This window comes from Roseobacter sp. CCS2, assembly GCF_000169435.1.
Classification (GTDB): domain Bacteria; phylum Pseudomonadota; class Alphaproteobacteria; order Rhodobacterales; family Rhodobacteraceae; genus Yoonia.
In genome coordinates this window covers 1,134,155-1,149,714 of record NZ_AAYB01000001.1, presented here as the reverse complement: position 1 = coordinate 1,149,714, position 15,560 = coordinate 1,134,155, and the positions used below count along the sequence as shown (strand labels likewise).

The window sequence follows — 15,560 nt, the reverse complement described above, 5'->3', positions numbered from 1 at the left end:
TGGCGGGCCTTTGTATTAGCTAGATCAAAGTGATTTAATCTTTGTGTTTATGCGGTGCCCACAGACGCTTGTTTGTCAGATACAGAAGTACAGACAAAACGGTCAGGAACAAAACACCTGTCAGGCCAGCTTCTTTGCGGGCGACAAGCTTTGGTTCTGCTGTCCACATCAGAAACGCTGCAACATCCATTGATACCGCTTCCAGATCAGTGGATGATCCATCTGCATAATCAACATCATCGCCCCACAGCGGTTGCGACATTGCGATCCAGGAACCTGGCACCTTGTGCTTGCCATTCTCGTCTTTACAGCTTTCAGGGAAACCACCGGCAGCGAAGGCTGCGTTATAGAAACCGTCCATCGGCTCACCTTCAAGCGCGCATTCCGGTTCTTCATGGTAGCCAGTCATCAGGGACGCGATGTATTCTGCGCCACCCATACCGTTCACAAATTGGCTGATGCCTGTCCCGTATGGGCCGCTAAAACCTGCACGCGCTTTTGCCATCAGGCTTAGATCAGGTGCGTTGGACAGGCTTGAAGCTGGAAACTTATCTGCAGGTGTGGCGGTGCGGAAATCACCTTCGCCATCAAACAAAGCCTGGTCGAAAATCTCATAGAATTCGGCATAGGCCCGCATTTGATCTTCAGGAAGCCCCGGCCCGCCTTCGTCTGACAGGTTGCGGAAAGCAACGTATTCCAGACCATGACAGGCTGCGCAAATTTCAGTGTAAACCTGAAGGCCACGCTGAAGCTGCATTTGATCAAAGCTGCCAAATGGACCTTCGAATGAGAAGTCATAGTCGATGACTTCAATATCCACCTCGGCAGCGGTGGCTTGCCCTGCGGTGAGGGCAAGCGCCATTGCTGCGGTGAGTGATAATTTACGGAACATTACTTTTGGTCCTTTCTCACTCGGCCGGGCTGGCGACGGGTTTGGCGCCGTCACCTTTCGGCGCGTAGTGCGCGTTGAAGTCTTCTTCGATAGTTGACGGTGGCGTATTTGGTTTTTCGATCACACCCAAAAGCGGTAGGATCACCAGGAAGTAGGCAAACCAATACGTCGAACCGATCAGCGCGATGTAAGGATAGATACCCTCAGCTGGGCGCGCACCAACCCACATCAGCAGGATAAAGTTCACGACAAACACCCAGAACCACCATTTGAACATCGGACGGTAACGACCAGAGCGTACCGAAGATGTATCTAGCCATGGTGCCAATGCCATTACAACGATCGCACCGAACATTGCCACAACACCAAAGAATTTGGCGTCAACAATACCGAACGTGATCCAATCTACCGCGATCACAAGCCACACGTCTTGGTCAAACGCGCGCAGCACGGCATAGAATGGCAAGAAGTACCATTCAGGCACAATGTGCGAAGGCGTCGCCAATGGGTTGGCCGGGATGTAGTTATCCGGGTGACCCAGGTAATTTGGCATAAAGCCAACAACAGCGACGAACAGCGCCAGAATGATGGCTAGCGCGAATAGGTCTTTGATCACGAAATATGGCCAGAACGGCAGTGTATCTTTTGCGGCATCTTCTTTTGATGTGCGACGCACCTCAACACCCGTTGGGTTGTTGTTACCTGTGGTGTGGAAAGCCCAAATATGGACAATTGTCAGACCCAGCAGGATAAACGGCAGCAGATAATGCAGTGAGAAGAAGCGGTTCAACGCAGGCTGCGCAATCGCACCGTTGGGCGTACCCAGCAGCCAGATCTGCACGCTTTCACCAACGAACGGGATCGCGCCAAACAGGCCGGTGATAACAGCTGTACCGTGGAACGACATCTGACCCCATGGCAGTACGTAACCCATAAAGGCCGTGCCCATCATCAGGACATACATCAACATGCCCACGATCCATGTCACCTCGCGCGGTGATTTATATGAACCATAGTAAAGCGACCGGAAGATGTGCGCATAAACCGCCACAAAGAACAGCGACGCGCCGTTCTGGTGGAAATACCGGATCATATGGCCGCCGTTTACGTCGCGCATGATATGCTCGACCGACGCAAATGCCATATCAACGTGTGGCACATAGTGCATCACCAGCACGACGCCGGTGATGATTTGCAGCACAAGAGTGAAAACAAGAACGATACCCCAGATCCACATCCAGTTCAGGTTCTTGGGTGTGGGCAACATCAGGGTGTCGTACATCAGGCCCACAATGGGCAAGCGCGAGTGCAGCCACTTTGCGCCTTTGGAATTTGGTTCGTAGTGGTCGTGGGGAATACCAGCCATACTGTTCTCTCCTTAACCGAGTTGGATTGTTGTTTCGTCCACGAAGGACGCGACAGGGACGGGCAGATTGCGCGGCGCTGGGCCACGGCGAATCCGACCGGATGTATCATAGTGCGAACCGTGGCATGGGCAGAACCAGCCGCCAAAGTCACCCGCATCGCCCAAAGGCACGCAGCCAAGGTGCGTACATACACCCATCTGAACCAGCCAAATGCCGTCTTCGGTCAAAGCGCGGTTTTCGTCGGTTGCCGGTACTTCGCCTAGGTTGGCGTTGTTTGCGTCTGCATCTGGCAGGCTGCTCACATCAACGGCGCGCGCTTCTGCGATTTCTTCTTCGGACCGCGCCCGAATAAAGACCGGCTTGCCCTGCCAAAGCACAGTAATCTGTGTGCCGGGATCAACTGCGCTGACATCAACGCGGATTGAAGCAAGCGCCAAAACGTCTGCTGAAGGGTTCATCTGGTTTACCAGTGGCCAGACCGCAGCGCCCGTTACCACGACACCCGCACCGGCGGTTGCGTAATAAAGAAAGTCGCGGCGTGTGCCCTGATGATCATCTGCATGTGACACTAATGCATCTCCGATTCTTTTGATGGGCTCGCTGCCCTCACGAGAAAATAGACCGATACTGCGATCGGTCAATTTCCGCGCTGTTTAACTATCAAACCCTTCAAGGTCCAGCGGACAATCCCGCGCAGGCCGACATGACGCATGTTGTAAGTGATCAATACCAAAAACATCGTTAACTGCCGTCAGAGAATCGTTTAAGGCCGCCAATCTTTTGATCCGACGTAGGGCGCGATGTATGGACATAAAGTTGCCTTCTTTCTGCCGCAATCGGCGAATTTCTTCTTTAAATCAGCAATAGTTGTGTTGGGTGCGCCACATTCGCATCATGGTGACACATTGGTGATTAATGTTTTGTTGTCAGGTTTGTTGCACAAGTTTATCGACTTTAGATAGCACTCACTTCGGATTACTTCGTTATGCACCGCGCCTTGGCCTTCTTCATCAGCCTGATGATTGTTCCCGCATTTGCGACTGCAGATGTTGAGCTGAGCTTTTATGGTGGCGTGCAATCGGCCCCCGCATCTGACATTTCGATTCGAGATCCTGAAATTGGTTCGGATGACTTTTCCCAGGAATGGGAAGGCCGTTCTTTCGAAGCCCCACCCTATTACGGGATTCGCGCGACCCAGTGGCGTTCGCCAACGTTCGGTTTTGGTTTGGATTTCGCGCACAACAAGGTTTATCCGACCGATGGTTCATTACCCGCCGGTTATGAAGTGCTTGAATTCACAGATGGTCTGAACACGCTGACGATCAATGCTTATCGCCGGTGGAACGATGTGATGGGTGATGTCACGCCTTATGTTGGTGGTGGCGTCGGCATTTCATTGCCCCATGTCGAAGTCACGAATGGTGCTTCAGAAACCTTTGGCTATCAACTGACTGGGCCTGCTGCCACATGGCTGGCGGGCGCATCCCTTCCGATTAACGATCAGTGGTCGGTTTTTGGCGAATACAAGGGTACGTTTTCGTCTAATAAAGCCGATCTTGAAAGCGGCGGCACGTTGGAAGCTGACATTGTCACCAACGCGCTGAATTTTGGCGTTAGCTTTAACTTCTAAAATACTCACTCTGGTTTGGTGGCAACCATGCTGTCTCTTGCAGCGAATTCTGCATGCCAATTCGCCAGCGCTTCGTGCCCATTCCGCCAGCCGCGTTCATCATGCCGCAGATCAATGTATGAAAGTGCACAGGCGACCCCGATTTGCCCGATGTTAAGCGGCCCTGTCAGATGGCTCATCCAGCGGCTGTTCACAGCTGTAATGCCGCGCGCTGCCTTCACCCATTGCGCTTCTACCCAGTCGGCGGATTGCTTTTCTTCGGGGCGCAGCCGGGCCTCGTATGACATCGCTACCGTCGCATCCATAATCGCGTCAGCCGTCGCCTCTAGTGTCAGAATTTCCCAGATACGGCTTTGCGGATAAAGGTTCGACCCGGCTAAATCGTCCAGGAACCGCGTGATCACCCGACTATCATAGATGCCCGGTCCGTCCGCGCGGATCAACGCGGGAATTTTGCCCATCGGGTTCGCCGCGATAACCTCGGATGCGGAATTCATCGGCGTGGTGGTGACATTCACCTCTTCCACTGTGTCCATCAGGTTCACTTCACGGATCAAGACGCGCACTTTGCGCACGAACGGTGACGCGGGTGAGATGAGGAGTTGCATAGGCATGGTTCCTTTTCCGAATTCAGGGAAACAAGACCTGATCCTGTCCGGCTTGCCAAGGCGGATATTTTGTCATGATGCTGCGAAAACGCTCAGATGTCAGGAAATTATCCAACCACTTAGTAAGTGGCCCAAGCCCTTGCGCATCAAACCACACCCGGTCTGTGTTTGCGAATTGCCGCACGAAAGGCAGGATCGCCATATCAGCCAGCGAATATTTCGGACCCGTCAAGAAGGTGTTCTGCATCAGTCGTTCATTAAGGTCGTTCAGAAACACCATCGCTTTGGCACGCTCGGTCATCTCATCCCTGTCAGGAAAGCGCACTGCATATTTGGTGTGGTCAAGGGCGCTTTTAAACGGCCCATCGCAGGTGTCGATCAAAGCGTAACCTTCCTCAGGCATATCCAGCCAGCCTTCAGGATCGTTCTGGCGCAACGCCCAAAGCATTACATCACGGCTTTCTTCAATCACAGTGTCGCCGTTCTGCACGACAGGAACCGTGCCTTTGGGTGACGCGGTAAGGAAGGGCGTCGGTTTGTCCTTGAGCAGGATTTCCCGCAATTGCACCTGCTGCCCGCTGGATTGGATCGCCAACCTTGCGCGCATCGCATAAGGGCACCGTCGAAACGTCCAAAGGATCGGTAGTGTCGTCATGCGGTCAGTTGCTGGCCAGCAAATCCGGTGATCTGCGCCTGCACGATCACACTTTCAGGCTGGTCAGTGTCGAACAGAACCTCGGTAAATTGTTCGGTCCGGCCCATACGGGCGTTTTCCATCAGGATGCGATGGGTTTTACCCGCTTGCGCCTTGAGGTGCCGATCCACCTGCGCAGTACCAGCAGCGCGCAAAGCTGCGGCGCGTTGTTTGATCAGTTTGCCGTTCACCGGCGGCATTTTGGCGGCAGGTGTGCCGGGGCGTGGGGAATAGGGGAAGACGTGCAGCCATGTCAGGTCACACTCTTTAACCAATGCCAATGAGTTGGCGAACATATCATCCGTTTCCGTCGGGAAACCGGCAATGATATCGGCACCATAAGTCATATCCGGGCGCAGCGTGCGCGCCTCTTGGCAAAAGGCGATGGCATCATCGCGCAGGTGGCGGCGCTTCATCCGTTTCAGGATCATATCGTCGCCATGTTGTAGCGACAGGTGCAAATGCGGCATCAAACGTGGTTCGGTCGCAATTGCCTGCATCAGGTTTTCATCCACCTCAATGCTATCAATGGAACTGATCCGCAGGCGCGGCAGGTCAGGCACCAGTTTCAGGATGCGCATGACCAGATCACCCAGTTTTGGCGTTGCTGGCAGATCAGCGCCCCAACTTGTCAGGTCAACACCGGTAAGGACGACTTCATTATAGCCAGTATCCACCAGCCGTTTGATCTGATCCACGACAACGCCCGCAGGAACAGACCGCGAATTCCCGCGACCGTAGGGGATAATGCAGAACGTACAGCGATGATCGCAACCATTCTGGACCTGAACATAGGCGCGGCTGCGCGTGCCAAAGCCATCAATCAGATGTCCAGCAGTTTCAGTCACCGACATGATGTCATCAACCTGCACAGATTCGGTCTGCCCGATCAAGTCGGGGGCCATGCCGGCCCAGGTGGCGGGGTCCATCTTTTCGGTGTTGCCGATGACAACATCAACTTCGCCCATATTGGCAAAGGTATCCGGCTCTGTCTGCGCGGCACAGCCAGTCACAATCAGTTTCGCATCCGGGTAATCGCGGCGCAGCTTGCGGATGTCCTGCCGGGCCTTGCGCACGGCCTGGGATGTCACTGCACAGGTATTCACGACAATCGCATTGTCCACACCAGCGGCAGTAGCAAGCTCTTTCATCGCCTCAGTCTCATAGGCGTTCAGACGACAGCCGTGATTGGAAAAGATTGGTGCGTTTTTGGTCATGACAGCCGCCATTGCCCATCAAACACGTGGGCGGTCGGGCCGGTCATCCACACGCCATCATCGCGCCAACTGATCTGCAAGGTGCCGCCATCAAGGTCGATGGTCACATCACGATCCGTCAGACCACGGCGCGCAGCTGCAACAGCTGTGGCACAAGACGACGATCCAGAGGCCAGCGTAATGCCCACGCCCCGCTCCCATACGCGCATGCGCAGGTGGTTCGGGCCAATGAGGCTAGCGAATTGTACGTTCGTGCGTTCTGGGTAAAGCGGATGATGTTCAAGTTCTGCACCTTTGGTAGCGAGATCAATCGCCTCGGCGTCATATACAAAGAAGGTACAATGTGGATTGCCCATGCCGGTCGCGGTTGGCGCGCCCTTAATCGGCAATTCCAGCGTATCCATCGCGTGTGCCAGCGGCACATGCTGCCAATCCAGTTGCGGTTGGCCCATATTCACCGACGTCAGACCATTGCCTGCATCCTTGGCCTGCAAGATCCCGCGCTCGGTCTTTAGGGTCAGCGCGGCCGCACCTGTCTGATCCATCACATGCCGCGCAATACAGCGGGTTGCATTGCCACAGGCGCCGGCCTGCGATCCATCGCTGTTCCAGAACACCAGTCGCACATCGGCATCCGGCGTCTCAGACATCACGGCTAACTGATCAAACCCGACACCGCGATGCCGGTCCGCGATGGCGACCGCCACAGCCTTATCCACGCGCGGAGTGATTCCCCGCTCGTCCACGACAACAAAGTCGTTTCCCAGCCCGTGCATCTTCATAAAGGGCAAAAATGATGAGTCGTCTGCAGCCATGGCGGCGATATAGGCCAAGGCAGACAAGTTATCCAGCGCTGCGCGGCATTTGGGGCTTGACCAAGGCGGTGCGCCTTTCTAAGTAGCGCGCTAGTGGGCCGTTAGCTCAGTTGGTAGAGCAACTGACTTTTAATCAGTAGGTCGATGGTTCGAACCCATCACGGCTCACCATTTTATTTATATAAAACAAATACTTGCACCCAAATTCTAGCTTGGTTGCCTCGCCAGTTTACACTTTTCCAGCCTGGTTTACTTTCTTGATCGCATCGATGGCGTCGGCCGCTGCTGCGCGATTCAGGTAGTGAGTATTGATGATCTCTTCCACTTCCCTTTCAGAGTGTCCTGACATTAGTGATATTTCACGGAAACTTGCCCCACCGATGTATGCTAAGGTGACAGCCGTGCCTCGCGTGTCATGAAAGGTAACACCATTGACCTTTGCTGCTATTTTTGCGGCACGGAATGAGCTGTCGTAGCCATCCAGTGTCCAAGGCTGGCCAAGGCTGTTCAAGAAGACCCTTTCATGTGTGCGGTCCAGGCCATCGAGTATACATTTGAGTTCTTCCGGGACCTTGATCCAGACGTCTTTACCCGTCTTTGATTGCCTGATCTTGATAGTGTCGCCATCATACGCATCCCAAGTCATCTCAATGATGTCCTTCTTCCGTTGAGAGGTAAGGAGTGCTGCATTGAATGGGTTCTTGACGTGGCACCCAGCGACGGTATTGAAATGGTTAATTTGATCCTTTGTCCAAATAATATCGCGTCGCGTTGATTTGCCTTTTCGTTTGATTGGTTTGATCTGCGCGGTTGGATTGGTGGTCGTATTGCCTGAGTCGACGGCCCACGCCATCAGCTTCTTGAGTACAGCTAGCGCGTAGTTCGCAGTGCGTTGCTTGTCTTGCATGCTTCGATGCCACTGACGATATGCAGCGATCGCGTCATTCCTCGTCGCTATATCGATGGGCGCTTTGCCGAACTTCTGTGAAATCAGAGTGAGGTAGCGTTTATACTCACGCTTGGAGGCGTCTGACAGGGCTTTGAAATCATAAGACTCAAGATACTGAGTGATGAGCCAATCTATGCTGTTACGCTTGACCTTTGGCGAGGCGCTTTGCTTGAGGGCCATGTATTGGGTGACAAACTCTGGACTGCCATACTTTGCTTGAATGCGCGGCCCGCCGCGATGCGCGTAATAGTATGTCTTGATCGATCCGTTTGCGAGGATCTTATTTACCTTATGAATGCCCTTTAGTTCCACGTTCATAGTGCTCCATCCAATCTGTTAACGAACCGGAGCACTCCGTCTTAGTTGTTTGATCGACCGGTGTGAAGCTTACGCATTTTGATGGACTTAGACTTACACAAACCCCTTCGTCACGCGCAACGCGCGCTGCGTTGCGCATCTCAGTAAGTGTGAATGGTAGGCGCTTCGACATTGAGGAGGGTGGTCTCGTTCTGTTCATAGTACCGATGACATAGTGGCAAATTGAACATTTGAAGAATCTCGACATGAGTTCGCGTGAACGGCCTTTGACAGCCGTATCAGCAACTAGTGGAACTATTAGTTGCGGATCTGGACGTTCGAATGTTGTCTTAGGGATAGAGTGGTGCCTCGGGAAGCGAGAAAGCCTTCCTCATCTTTATGATCCGCTTTGCCGACCTTGGCATGGATGCGGCGAATGGCTGGTTTGAGCCCAAACTCACCAATGCTGCGTTGAGAACGAAGGTCTGCTATTGTGCATACATGAGCCAATTCGTCGCGACCGACTATCCAAACGCGGAACCACTGACGTCAAACTCAAGTGAGATGGCGACGGCACGCATCAAGGTCATCATAGCAAGCCGCGGTTACTTCTATATTGCTGGACGCAAAAGAACCGCGTTCGTGGTCGGAAGCTGTGCAGCGCCAATCGAAGCGATGTATTCCGAGGACGTAAGTTGTACCGAGTTCAGTCTCCCGGCATGGGTTGGGACGGCTGTTCTTGGCGTTTCGGGGCGGGATCTGAGCCATGACGTTCATGACATCAGCGATATGCCACAAACGCCTTTTCTGTCTGCTGTCCAGCAGTCCGCGCCAGATGCACTCGATACTGCGAGAATGGCCTATATGAACTGGAGTGCTGGGCGTGGCACGGTGGATGCTCATATTGCGCAGAGGGTTTGGCACGCTTTGCAAGCTGACCCGACACGCCAACTATGCGATATCACCGACAACTTGGAGCTGAGTGACAGGCGCATCCGTGCAGCAGTCAAGCAAGAGACAGGCCTATCTCCTGCTCAGTGGCGAAAGCTGATCAGATTGGAGAAATCCAGCCACGCAATCGCAAGCGGCACCGAACCTCTGGCGATTGTTGCGCTTGAAGCGGGATACGCTGACCAAAGCCACATGAACCGCGATTTTATGGAACTGGCAGGGGTCAGCCCGTTGAGGTTCCGCCAGACGAACGCCTTGGAATGACGGGCAACTTCCGTTTTGTTCAAGATTGCTTCTGGATAGTAGCCTATTGGTGATCTGAATATTAAAGGAACCTGCCCATGAAACCATCCTACCTTGAAATCGGCGCGCCTGACGACGCCAAGGCACGTCGCTTTTTTGCTGACCTCTTTGGATGGTCATTCACTCCGATGGAAAACGGCGGATGGTTTGACACCGGAGACATCAAAACAGGTTTGCACGGAAAAGATGAACGACCCGCCATCGTGGTCTATTTCGATGTAACGGATATTAAAGTCGCGGTCGCAAAGGTGCGACAGCTCGGGGGCAAAGCAGACGATCCAACGCCGGAAGAACCGGGCTTCGGTCGTTTCTCAACATGCACCGATCCTCAGAGTATTCGTTTTGGACTTCGGCAAGAGTGAACGAGGACGCCGAACTTCGCGGGTAATAATAAAACCACAACTTGGTCCGTAATTAAGACGCGGAACAAGGCGAACATCGATGATGCAACCGCTTTGTCCGCAGCGCATAGCGCCGCGCGTAGGTGATCCTTACAACACCAATGAGGCGCGGCTACACTTGGTCGATGTTCCACTGATCCGGTTTGGACCACCTTGCCTTTAAGAATTTCGAGAACTCTCGAACCCTGAAAGAAAGAGGTCGGTTTTCAGGTCTAACAATCTGAGCAACCCGATCATAAGTTTCATAATCGGTTAGCGCCGCGATCAATAGACCTGACCGCAACGCATCACCGCAAATGAATGTAGGTTCCAGTGAAACGCCCAAACCCGCCTTTGCCGCTTCGACTAGAAACTCACCGTTGTTGGCAATGTAGCGCGGCGTGATCGGAACCTTTGACAGCTTTCCGGAAGGTGCACGAAACTGCCAATGCGTTGGCACTGACCCTGACCGATATGCCAGAACCGGCAGTCCTGCCAAATTCGCAGGCGTTTTCGGGAACCCGTGTTTTGCCCAGAATTCGGGGCTCGCGGTGAGAGCATAATGAACTTTGAACAAGACCTCTGTGCCCAACTGAGGTTTCTCATCTCCGCCAATCCGAATGGCCAAGTCATACCCTTCTTCAATCAGATCTACGTGGCGATCGCTTACATTTAGATCAAAACGGATATCAGGATGCATTTCTGAAAACGCGGTCATAATCGGGGCCAAGTGGCGTGCGCCAAACACGCTGGGAACGGTCATGCGGATCAACCCTGACGCATTGTGCATCTCTCCATTGGCGCGGGCATCTGCTTCGTTCAGGTCGGTCACGACCCTATGACAGCGATCATAATAGGCCCGCCCTTCCGGTGTGAGCGTGGTCCCATGCGTCGTGCGACGTGTCAAAGCGACACCAAGCCGTGCCTCGAGGTCTTTGATGCGACGATGAAGTGCAGAGACTGCGATGTTCATCTTTTTAGATGCCGCCAGCTGTGATCCTGCGTCGACCACAGCGATAAAACACTCGATTTCTGCTAATCTATTCATTTCTAATTCCGCGAAATACGATTTCTAAAATGATAGCCTACAACGCATTTTTAGAAATAAATAGCCTTAGGAACAGCAACCCAATCCCGGAGAATGACTATGACTGCATACTGCCTGTTTCAAAACCTCGAGATCACCGACATGGATAAGATGCAAGAATATGCCACCACGGTGGAGCCGATCACCCACGCCTTCAAAGGGCAGTACGTGACCAAGGCCGGTCAGGTTGATGTCAAAGAAGGCGATTGGGCCCCGACATACCCCGTCATCATCAAATTCCCGTCGATGGCTGATGCGCAGGCTTGGTACGCATCGGATGACTACGCCCCGCTGAAGGCGCTGCGCAAATCGGCGGGGACGTTCAGCGCGGTGTTTATCGAAGGCAACACGGAATAACCGGAATTCCGAAATAGGAGGCCATCAGATGGACCACAAAGACATAATTGGGATGAGCTTCGGCTTCGTCTATTCGGATGAAACCTATAGCATTGAAATTCTATCACAGACGGCGCTACGCTGGACAAGGACGGCTGGCAAAAACACAGGCCAAGGCGACACGGAACAATATGTCTTTAGCAAACTCACCGACGACATGTTCATGCTGACTTGGGTCGAGGCCGATGGGCCAGGCCTGAGCAACATTTTGCGGTTAACCGACGGCACGCTTATCACCCACGCAAACATCGGACGAGATGTGTTTATCAACCCCGGCAAGCTGACAGTGACGCAGTGAAGGTTCCCAATGCAGCATAAAGCGACCTATACGCAGGGATGAATTTTCAGCCATATCACGGCGTTGTCCACAACGTGGGCGATTGGGCTGTTTGCGATCTTTATCGTTGATCTTGTTGATGTGTTTTTTATCGCATTGCTGGGTCAGCCCGCGTTGGCCGCGGCTGTTGGGTTTGCTGGTGTCGGTATTTTCTTTGGCTCTGCTATCTGTATCGGCATCGCGATCAGCATTGGAACGCTGGTTGCGCAATTGCTTGGCGAAGGTGACGAAGCCGCAGCCAGACGTCTGGCCACCCATGGCATGCTGTATATGTTGGTTTGGTCGGTCCCAATCACGATCCTGACGGTCGTCTTTGCAGAAGGCATCATGCAATTTTTGGGCGCGCGCGGCGAAACGCTCGCGTTTGCCGTCACTTACTTCACGATCGTTGGCGCTTCACTTCCGCTGCTAGGGATCGCCATGGCTGGCACCGCAATTTTGCGGTCAGCGGGTGATGCCAAACTGGCGATGTGGTCAACTATTTCTGGCGGTGTTGTAAACGCTGTACTGGATCCAATCCTGATTTTTGGCGTTGGCATGGGGTTGAGTGGCGCGGCCATTGCGTCAGTTATTTCAAGAATTGTCGTCGTGGCCGTCGCAATCTTTGGATTGATCCGAAAGCATGATTTGCTTGGCCGGATCGATACCTCCCAGATATGGTCCGACTTTAAGCAGTTGAACAAGATCGCTGTCCCGTCCGTGATCACGAACCTGTCCGGCCCGATCGGCGCGTCATATGCTACAATGCAGATGGCAAAGTTTGGGACAGACGCTGTTGCGGCAGCCTCTGTCATCGGGCGTATTTCGCCCGTTGCTTTCGCGGGGCTATACGGCCTTTCGGGTGCGATTGGTCCGGTTGCGTCGCAAAATGTCGGTGCTGGCCAGTTCGACCGCGTCCGCGAAACTTTGACCGCCGGCGCAAAATTCTCGGTTATTTATATGGTACCAGTCGCAATCGTCATATTTGCTCTACAAGGGTCGCTGATATCTCTTTTTCAGCTTGAGGGTGACGCAGCAGATTTGCTTCGCTTCTATGCAACCTTCATTGTCATAACCAATATACTGTTTGCCTTGCAACTCTGTGCAAATCCGATCCTGACGGCGCTTCACCATCCGGGCCTTGGAACAATCAGCAATTTTGCCCGTGATCTGGGTTTGGCGATCCCGCTTATGACGCTTTGCGCGGCGTACTTCGGCGCCCCGGGGGTTCTAGCGGGGCAAGCGATTGCCAACGCGATTGCAGGTGTTGCGACATTCTTGGTCGCGCTCTGGCTTTCCCATAAAATCGAAAATGGGTGGGGTTTGGATTGGCCCCTTCTGTCAACCAACTGCCATCCTGAGCGTGCTATTCCAAGCGGGGTTCAGCATCGGGGATTATGATGGATTCTATGCGCTGAGTGGTCCAAAAGCGACGTAAAATTTAGAAAAGGATGCATACTATGGCTTCAGAAACAAAAATATCATTGCGCGAGAATGGCCCGCTTGTCGTCTCGTCGCCGCCTAACCTTCGTGACACCAATGGCGAAGATATCGAAACAAAGGAAGTCGCAGCGCTTTGCCGGTGCGGTGCGTCCAAGAACAAACCTTTTTGCGACGGGTCGCACAGCGACGAGGGTTTTTCCAGCGCTCCGGATCACAGCAAGATTAGAAACAAAGAGATTGCGTATTCAGGAACGGCGAGTTCCCACCCCGTCACAGTTCATTACACCCCTGTGCTTTGTTCGCATGCGGGGGAATGCGCCCGATTGGCCAAGGACATCTTTAACCCTCAAGAAAAACCGTGGATCAAGCCAGATGGCGGATCGCTGCAAGACATTCTCGCGGTCATTTCTGCCTGCCCGTCAGGTGCCCTTAGGCTAAGCACGCAAAGCATGAACGCCGCCCATATGACGTCCCCCGAGGTCAAGATTGATATCGAACGGCATGGTCCGTATTGGGTTTCTAACGTGCCACTGGATGCTGAATTCAATGGCGCCGGGGCCAGCCCCGCAAAATACGTTTTGTGCCGATGTGGTCATTCAAAGAACAAGCCATTCTGCGATGGGACGCATTATGACGTTCAATGGCGAGATGACGACTGAACGCATCGCAAATGCTTGGTCGAAACAAGGTACCTAGGCCAAAACCAAATTTCGCCCTGTGATTGTCGACAACTGCTTCGTCTGCAAATCCGACCCCATAGACCTTACAACACACAAAATAGGCAACTAAGACAGTCAACGTATGGTGTGAGCTCATTGTAACAAATGCTGCGGCATGGGTGAACGGCTACAATGAGATCGCCGCCACACATGGCAGCGGCGATCATGGTTATAGTGTGAATTCTTCCAAAACGTATCCATTGTCATACGTCTTGGTAGATACTCTGCGGATCGGTGCTTTGGTCTGCCGTTGACCAAATAGGGACACTCCACCGCCCAGTACAATCGGCGCGCGCTTAAGCACAATCCGGTCAATCATACCTTTCATAAGAAGCGACCCCGCAAAATCTCCTCCGCCGCAAAGATAGATCGGACCATCGGACGCCGCTGCGATGTCTTTCATCAGGCCATCACTTATGTCGCGTTGAACGACAATTTTGCTTTCATTGGGAGCCTCCATCTGGGTCGAAAACACGATTGTCTTCAGATGTGGATAGGGGTTCTGACCTGCAACAAGGCCAAACTTATAGCCAAATTCATAAGTTGATCGTCCCATGATGGCCGTCGCGTATGTGGAAAGCCTGCGATTGTAGTCTTCGACGACCTCTCCATCGTGGGCGAATTGTGAAACGTCCTCGTCGGGACCGCAAATAAAACCGTCAAGTGAGACGGCGACGTCATAAATAATAGGATGCATTGAGTGCTCCAATTCCAAGTTACCATTCAGCACAAGGCTGCAAAAATTCAGGCAAATTACTTGATCACTGGCAGAGCACTCCTTTGTTAAAACTACCCTCAACACCTGTTCAGGGCTGAAAGAATTATAAACGCATCACGCCCGCGCTGTATATCCATAGCTCGTTCGACTTGGCGGTCCCTTGCTGAACGGGCCGCTATCAATCTGTGAAAATCCGGCTGTAAGCAGCAGCTTTTCTACACTTGGTGGCGAATAAGCGGCATGGCCCCATCGCATGCGAACCAGAGATGTGCACCAATGCGGTTTGCTGACGGCAAGCAATAGCACACCTTGCTCGGTCAGGCGGCTTTTCATCCAAGCCAAGCCCGCTTGAACATCGTCGATATGCTCAATCACATGAGCGCACAGGATGATGTCATAGGTCCCTGCGTTAACCTGTGGCGACCCGATCCCACCTGAAAAACACCTGAGGCGATTGGCGTTCGGGCCTATACGATGTTCCGCTACGGCCAGCATGTCCGGCGACGGTTCGAGAAGATCTATGCGGCCAACTGCAACAGATGATTGCAGCAGTGCCGTGGTAAAGGTGCCAGTGCCGGCCCCCACATCCAGAACATTCACAAGGCTACTATATTGGGATGCGGATACACTACGTGCAATAAGTTCGCCGTAGGCGGCGGGATAGCCCAGCCGTTCAACAGTCGACTGCCATTTCGAGCTTGCCTTGCTGTAAAGATTGATCAGCGAACTGCCTGAGTTGGCCGAATTGGTCGTTTCCGATGTCATGTTCACTGCCTTT

General features: G+C 53.1%; 18 protein-coding genes and 1 tRNA gene. 8 read left to right on the top strand and 11 right to left on the bottom strand.

Going from position 1 to position 15,560, the window contains the following annotated elements; translation table 11 throughout:
* Positions 1-34: 34 nt before the first annotated feature.
* From RCCS2_RS05870 to petA, 3 genes are read right to left on the bottom strand one after another with little or no spacing between them, the layout of a single operon-like run.
* The gene (locus RCCS2_RS05870; protein WP_037293260.1) at positions 35-892 is read right to left on the bottom strand and encodes a cytochrome c1; all 858 of its coding nucleotides are present in this window, start codon (positions 890-892) and stop codon (positions 35-37) included.
* A gap of 16 nt (positions 893-908) precedes the next feature.
* Positions 909-2,258 carry a cytochrome b gene (locus RCCS2_RS05865; protein ID WP_008232223.1) on the bottom strand — a complete coding sequence of 450 codons (1,350 nt, stop codon included), beginning with the start codon at positions 2,256-2,258 and terminating at the stop codon, positions 909-911.
* A 12-nt stretch (positions 2,259-2,270) separates the two neighbouring features.
* Entirely contained in the window at positions 2,271-2,828 is a 558-nt protein-coding gene (gene petA, locus RCCS2_RS05860) for a ubiquinol-cytochrome c reductase iron-sulfur subunit (RefSeq protein WP_008232222.1), read from the bottom strand.
* Between the two features lie 416 nt (positions 2,829-3,244).
* On the opposite strand from petA, the gene RCCS2_RS05855 reads away from it, so the two are divergent.
* Positions 3,245-3,889, top strand: coding sequence for an outer membrane protein (locus RCCS2_RS05855; protein WP_008232213.1), 645 nt, complete (start codon positions 3,245-3,247; stop codon positions 3,887-3,889).
* Positions 3,890-3,894: 5 nt separating this feature from the next.
* Here RCCS2_RS05855 and RCCS2_RS05850 read toward each other — a convergent pair whose 3' ends face one another.
* From RCCS2_RS05850 to dapF, 4 genes are read right to left on the bottom strand one after another with little or no spacing between them, the layout of a single operon-like run.
* The gene (locus RCCS2_RS05850; protein WP_008232212.1) at positions 3,895-4,497 is read right to left on the bottom strand and encodes a glutathione S-transferase; all 603 of its coding nucleotides are present in this window, start codon (positions 4,495-4,497) and stop codon (positions 3,895-3,897) included.
* A 22-nt stretch (positions 4,498-4,519) separates the two neighbouring features.
* Positions 4,520-5,152, bottom strand: a complete 633-nt coding sequence (locus RCCS2_RS05845) for a glutathione S-transferase (RefSeq protein WP_083791154.1) — start codon at positions 5,150-5,152, stop codon at positions 4,520-4,522.
* Positions 5,149-6,408 (bottom strand): tRNA (N(6)-L-threonylcarbamoyladenosine(37)-C(2))-methylthiotransferase MtaB, encoded by a 1,260-nt coding sequence (gene mtaB, locus RCCS2_RS05840; RefSeq protein WP_037293257.1) that lies wholly within the window; start codon positions 6,406-6,408, stop codon positions 5,149-5,151. The genes RCCS2_RS05845 and mtaB overlap by 4 nt, the downstream gene beginning before the upstream one ends.
* Complete coding sequence (dapF, locus tag RCCS2_RS05835; RefSeq protein WP_037293594.1) at positions 6,405-7,223, bottom strand: diaminopimelate epimerase; 819 nt, start codon at positions 7,221-7,223, stop codon at positions 6,405-6,407. The genes mtaB and dapF overlap by 4 nt, the downstream gene beginning before the upstream one ends.
* A 95-nt stretch (positions 7,224-7,318) precedes the next feature.
* Between dapF and RCCS2_RS05830 the strand changes: the two genes are divergently transcribed.
* A tRNA-Lys gene (locus RCCS2_RS05830) sits at positions 7,319-7,394 on the top strand.
* Between the two features lie 58 nt (positions 7,395-7,452).
* On the opposite strand, the gene RCCS2_RS05825 is transcribed toward RCCS2_RS05830, so the two are convergent.
* Positions 7,453-8,490: a tyrosine-type recombinase/integrase gene (locus RCCS2_RS05825; RefSeq protein ID WP_008232208.1), complete on the bottom strand. Its 1,038-nt coding sequence runs from the start codon at positions 8,488-8,490 to the stop codon at positions 7,453-7,455.
* 378 nt (positions 8,491-8,868) lie between these two features.
* Here RCCS2_RS05825 and RCCS2_RS05820 point away from each other — a divergent pair, with 378 nt between their 5' ends.
* The gene (locus tag RCCS2_RS05820) at positions 8,869-9,684 is read left to right on the top strand and encodes a helix-turn-helix domain-containing protein (RefSeq protein WP_008232207.1); all 816 of its coding nucleotides are present in this window, start codon (positions 8,869-8,871) and stop codon (positions 9,682-9,684) included.
* A gap of 77 nt (positions 9,685-9,761) precedes the next feature.
* On the top strand, positions 9,762-10,085 hold the full coding sequence (locus tag RCCS2_RS05815) for a VOC family protein (protein WP_008232206.1): 324 nt from the start codon (positions 9,762-9,764) through the stop codon (positions 10,083-10,085).
* Positions 10,086-10,236: 151 nt separating this feature from the next.
* Here the strand turns inward: RCCS2_RS05815 and RCCS2_RS05810 are convergent, their stop codons facing one another.
* Complete coding sequence (locus RCCS2_RS05810; protein WP_008232204.1) at positions 10,237-11,151, bottom strand: LysR family transcriptional regulator; 915 nt, start codon at positions 11,149-11,151, stop codon at positions 10,237-10,239.
* 99 nt (positions 11,152-11,250) lie between these two features.
* Here RCCS2_RS05810 and RCCS2_RS05805 point away from each other — a divergent pair, with 99 nt between their 5' ends.
* The 4 genes from RCCS2_RS05805 to RCCS2_RS05790 all read left to right on the top strand — a co-directional run bounded on the left by RCCS2_RS05805 (position 11,251) and on the right by RCCS2_RS05790 (position 14,004).
* Positions 11,251-11,547 (top strand): DUF1330 domain-containing protein, encoded by a 297-nt coding sequence (locus RCCS2_RS05805; RefSeq protein WP_037293254.1) that lies wholly within the window; start codon positions 11,251-11,253, stop codon positions 11,545-11,547.
* Between the two features lie 28 nt (positions 11,548-11,575).
* The gene (locus RCCS2_RS05800; protein WP_008232199.1) at positions 11,576-11,884 is read left to right on the top strand and encodes a MoaF-related domain-containing protein; all 309 of its coding nucleotides are present in this window, start codon (positions 11,576-11,578) and stop codon (positions 11,882-11,884) included.
* 63 nt (positions 11,885-11,947) lie between these two features.
* A complete protein-coding gene (locus RCCS2_RS05795; protein ID WP_008232197.1) occupies positions 11,948-13,303 on the top strand; it encodes an MATE family efflux transporter in 1,356 nt (451 codons plus the stop codon).
* A gap of 59 nt (positions 13,304-13,362) precedes the next feature.
* Entirely contained in the window at positions 13,363-14,004 is a 642-nt protein-coding gene (locus RCCS2_RS05790) for a CDGSH iron-sulfur domain-containing protein (protein WP_008232195.1), read from the top strand.
* 229 nt (positions 14,005-14,233) lie between these two features.
* On the opposite strand, the gene RCCS2_RS05785 is transcribed toward RCCS2_RS05790, so the two are convergent.
* Positions 14,234-14,761 carry a dihydrofolate reductase family protein gene (locus tag RCCS2_RS05785; protein WP_008232194.1) on the bottom strand — a complete coding sequence of 176 codons (528 nt, stop codon included), beginning with the start codon at positions 14,759-14,761 and terminating at the stop codon, positions 14,234-14,236.
* Between the two features lie 135 nt (positions 14,762-14,896).
* Complete coding sequence (locus RCCS2_RS05780) at positions 14,897-15,547, bottom strand: class I SAM-dependent DNA methyltransferase (protein ID WP_037293250.1); 651 nt, start codon at positions 15,545-15,547, stop codon at positions 14,897-14,899.
* Positions 15,548-15,560: the final 13 nt, after the last annotated feature.

Excerpts from the sequence above, each read along its gene's own strand:
- RCCS2_RS05870 (WP_037293260.1), bottom strand. The coding sequence starts at position 892 with ATGTTCCGTAAATTATCACTCACCGCAGCAATGGCGCTTGCCCTCACC.
- RCCS2_RS05865 (WP_008232223.1), bottom strand. The coding sequence starts at position 2,258 with ATGGCTGGTATTCCCCACGACCACTACGAACCAAATTCCAAAGGCGCA.
- RCCS2_RS05855 (WP_008232213.1), top strand. The coding sequence starts at position 3,245 with ATGCACCGCGCCTTGGCCTTCTTCATCAGCCTGATGATTGTTCCCGCA.
- RCCS2_RS05850 (WP_008232212.1), bottom strand. The coding sequence starts at position 4,497 with ATGCAACTCCTCATCTCACCCGCGTCACCGTTCGTGCGCAAAGTGCGC.
- RCCS2_RS05845 (WP_083791154.1), bottom strand. The coding sequence starts at position 5,152 with ATGACGACACTACCGATCCTTTGGACGTTTCGACGGTGCCCTTATGCG.
- mtaB (WP_037293257.1), bottom strand. The coding sequence starts at position 6,408 with ATGACCAAAAACGCACCAATCTTTTCCAATCACGGCTGTCGTCTGAAC.
- dapF (WP_037293594.1), bottom strand. The coding sequence starts at position 7,223 with ATGGCTGCAGACGACTCATCATTTTTGCCCTTTATGAAGATGCACGGG.
- RCCS2_RS05825 (WP_008232208.1), bottom strand. The coding sequence starts at position 8,490 with ATGAACGTGGAACTAAAGGGCATTCATAAGGTAAATAAGATCCTCGCA.
- RCCS2_RS05820 (WP_008232207.1), top strand. The coding sequence starts at position 8,869 with ATGATCCGCTTTGCCGACCTTGGCATGGATGCGGCGAATGGCTGGTTT.
- RCCS2_RS05815 (WP_008232206.1), top strand. The coding sequence starts at position 9,762 with ATGAAACCATCCTACCTTGAAATCGGCGCGCCTGACGACGCCAAGGCA.
- RCCS2_RS05810 (WP_008232204.1), bottom strand. The coding sequence starts at position 11,151 with ATGAATAGATTAGCAGAAATCGAGTGTTTTATCGCTGTGGTCGACGCA.
- RCCS2_RS05805 (WP_037293254.1), top strand. The coding sequence starts at position 11,251 with ATGACTGCATACTGCCTGTTTCAAAACCTCGAGATCACCGACATGGAT.
- RCCS2_RS05800 (WP_008232199.1), top strand. The coding sequence starts at position 11,576 with ATGGACCACAAAGACATAATTGGGATGAGCTTCGGCTTCGTCTATTCG.
- RCCS2_RS05790 (WP_008232195.1), top strand. The coding sequence starts at position 13,363 with ATGGCTTCAGAAACAAAAATATCATTGCGCGAGAATGGCCCGCTTGTC.
- RCCS2_RS05785 (WP_008232194.1), bottom strand. The coding sequence starts at position 14,761 with ATGCATCCTATTATTTATGACGTCGCCGTCTCACTTGACGGTTTTATT.
- RCCS2_RS05780 (WP_037293250.1), bottom strand. The coding sequence starts at position 15,547 with ATGACATCGGAAACGACCAATTCGGCCAACTCAGGCAGTTCGCTGATC.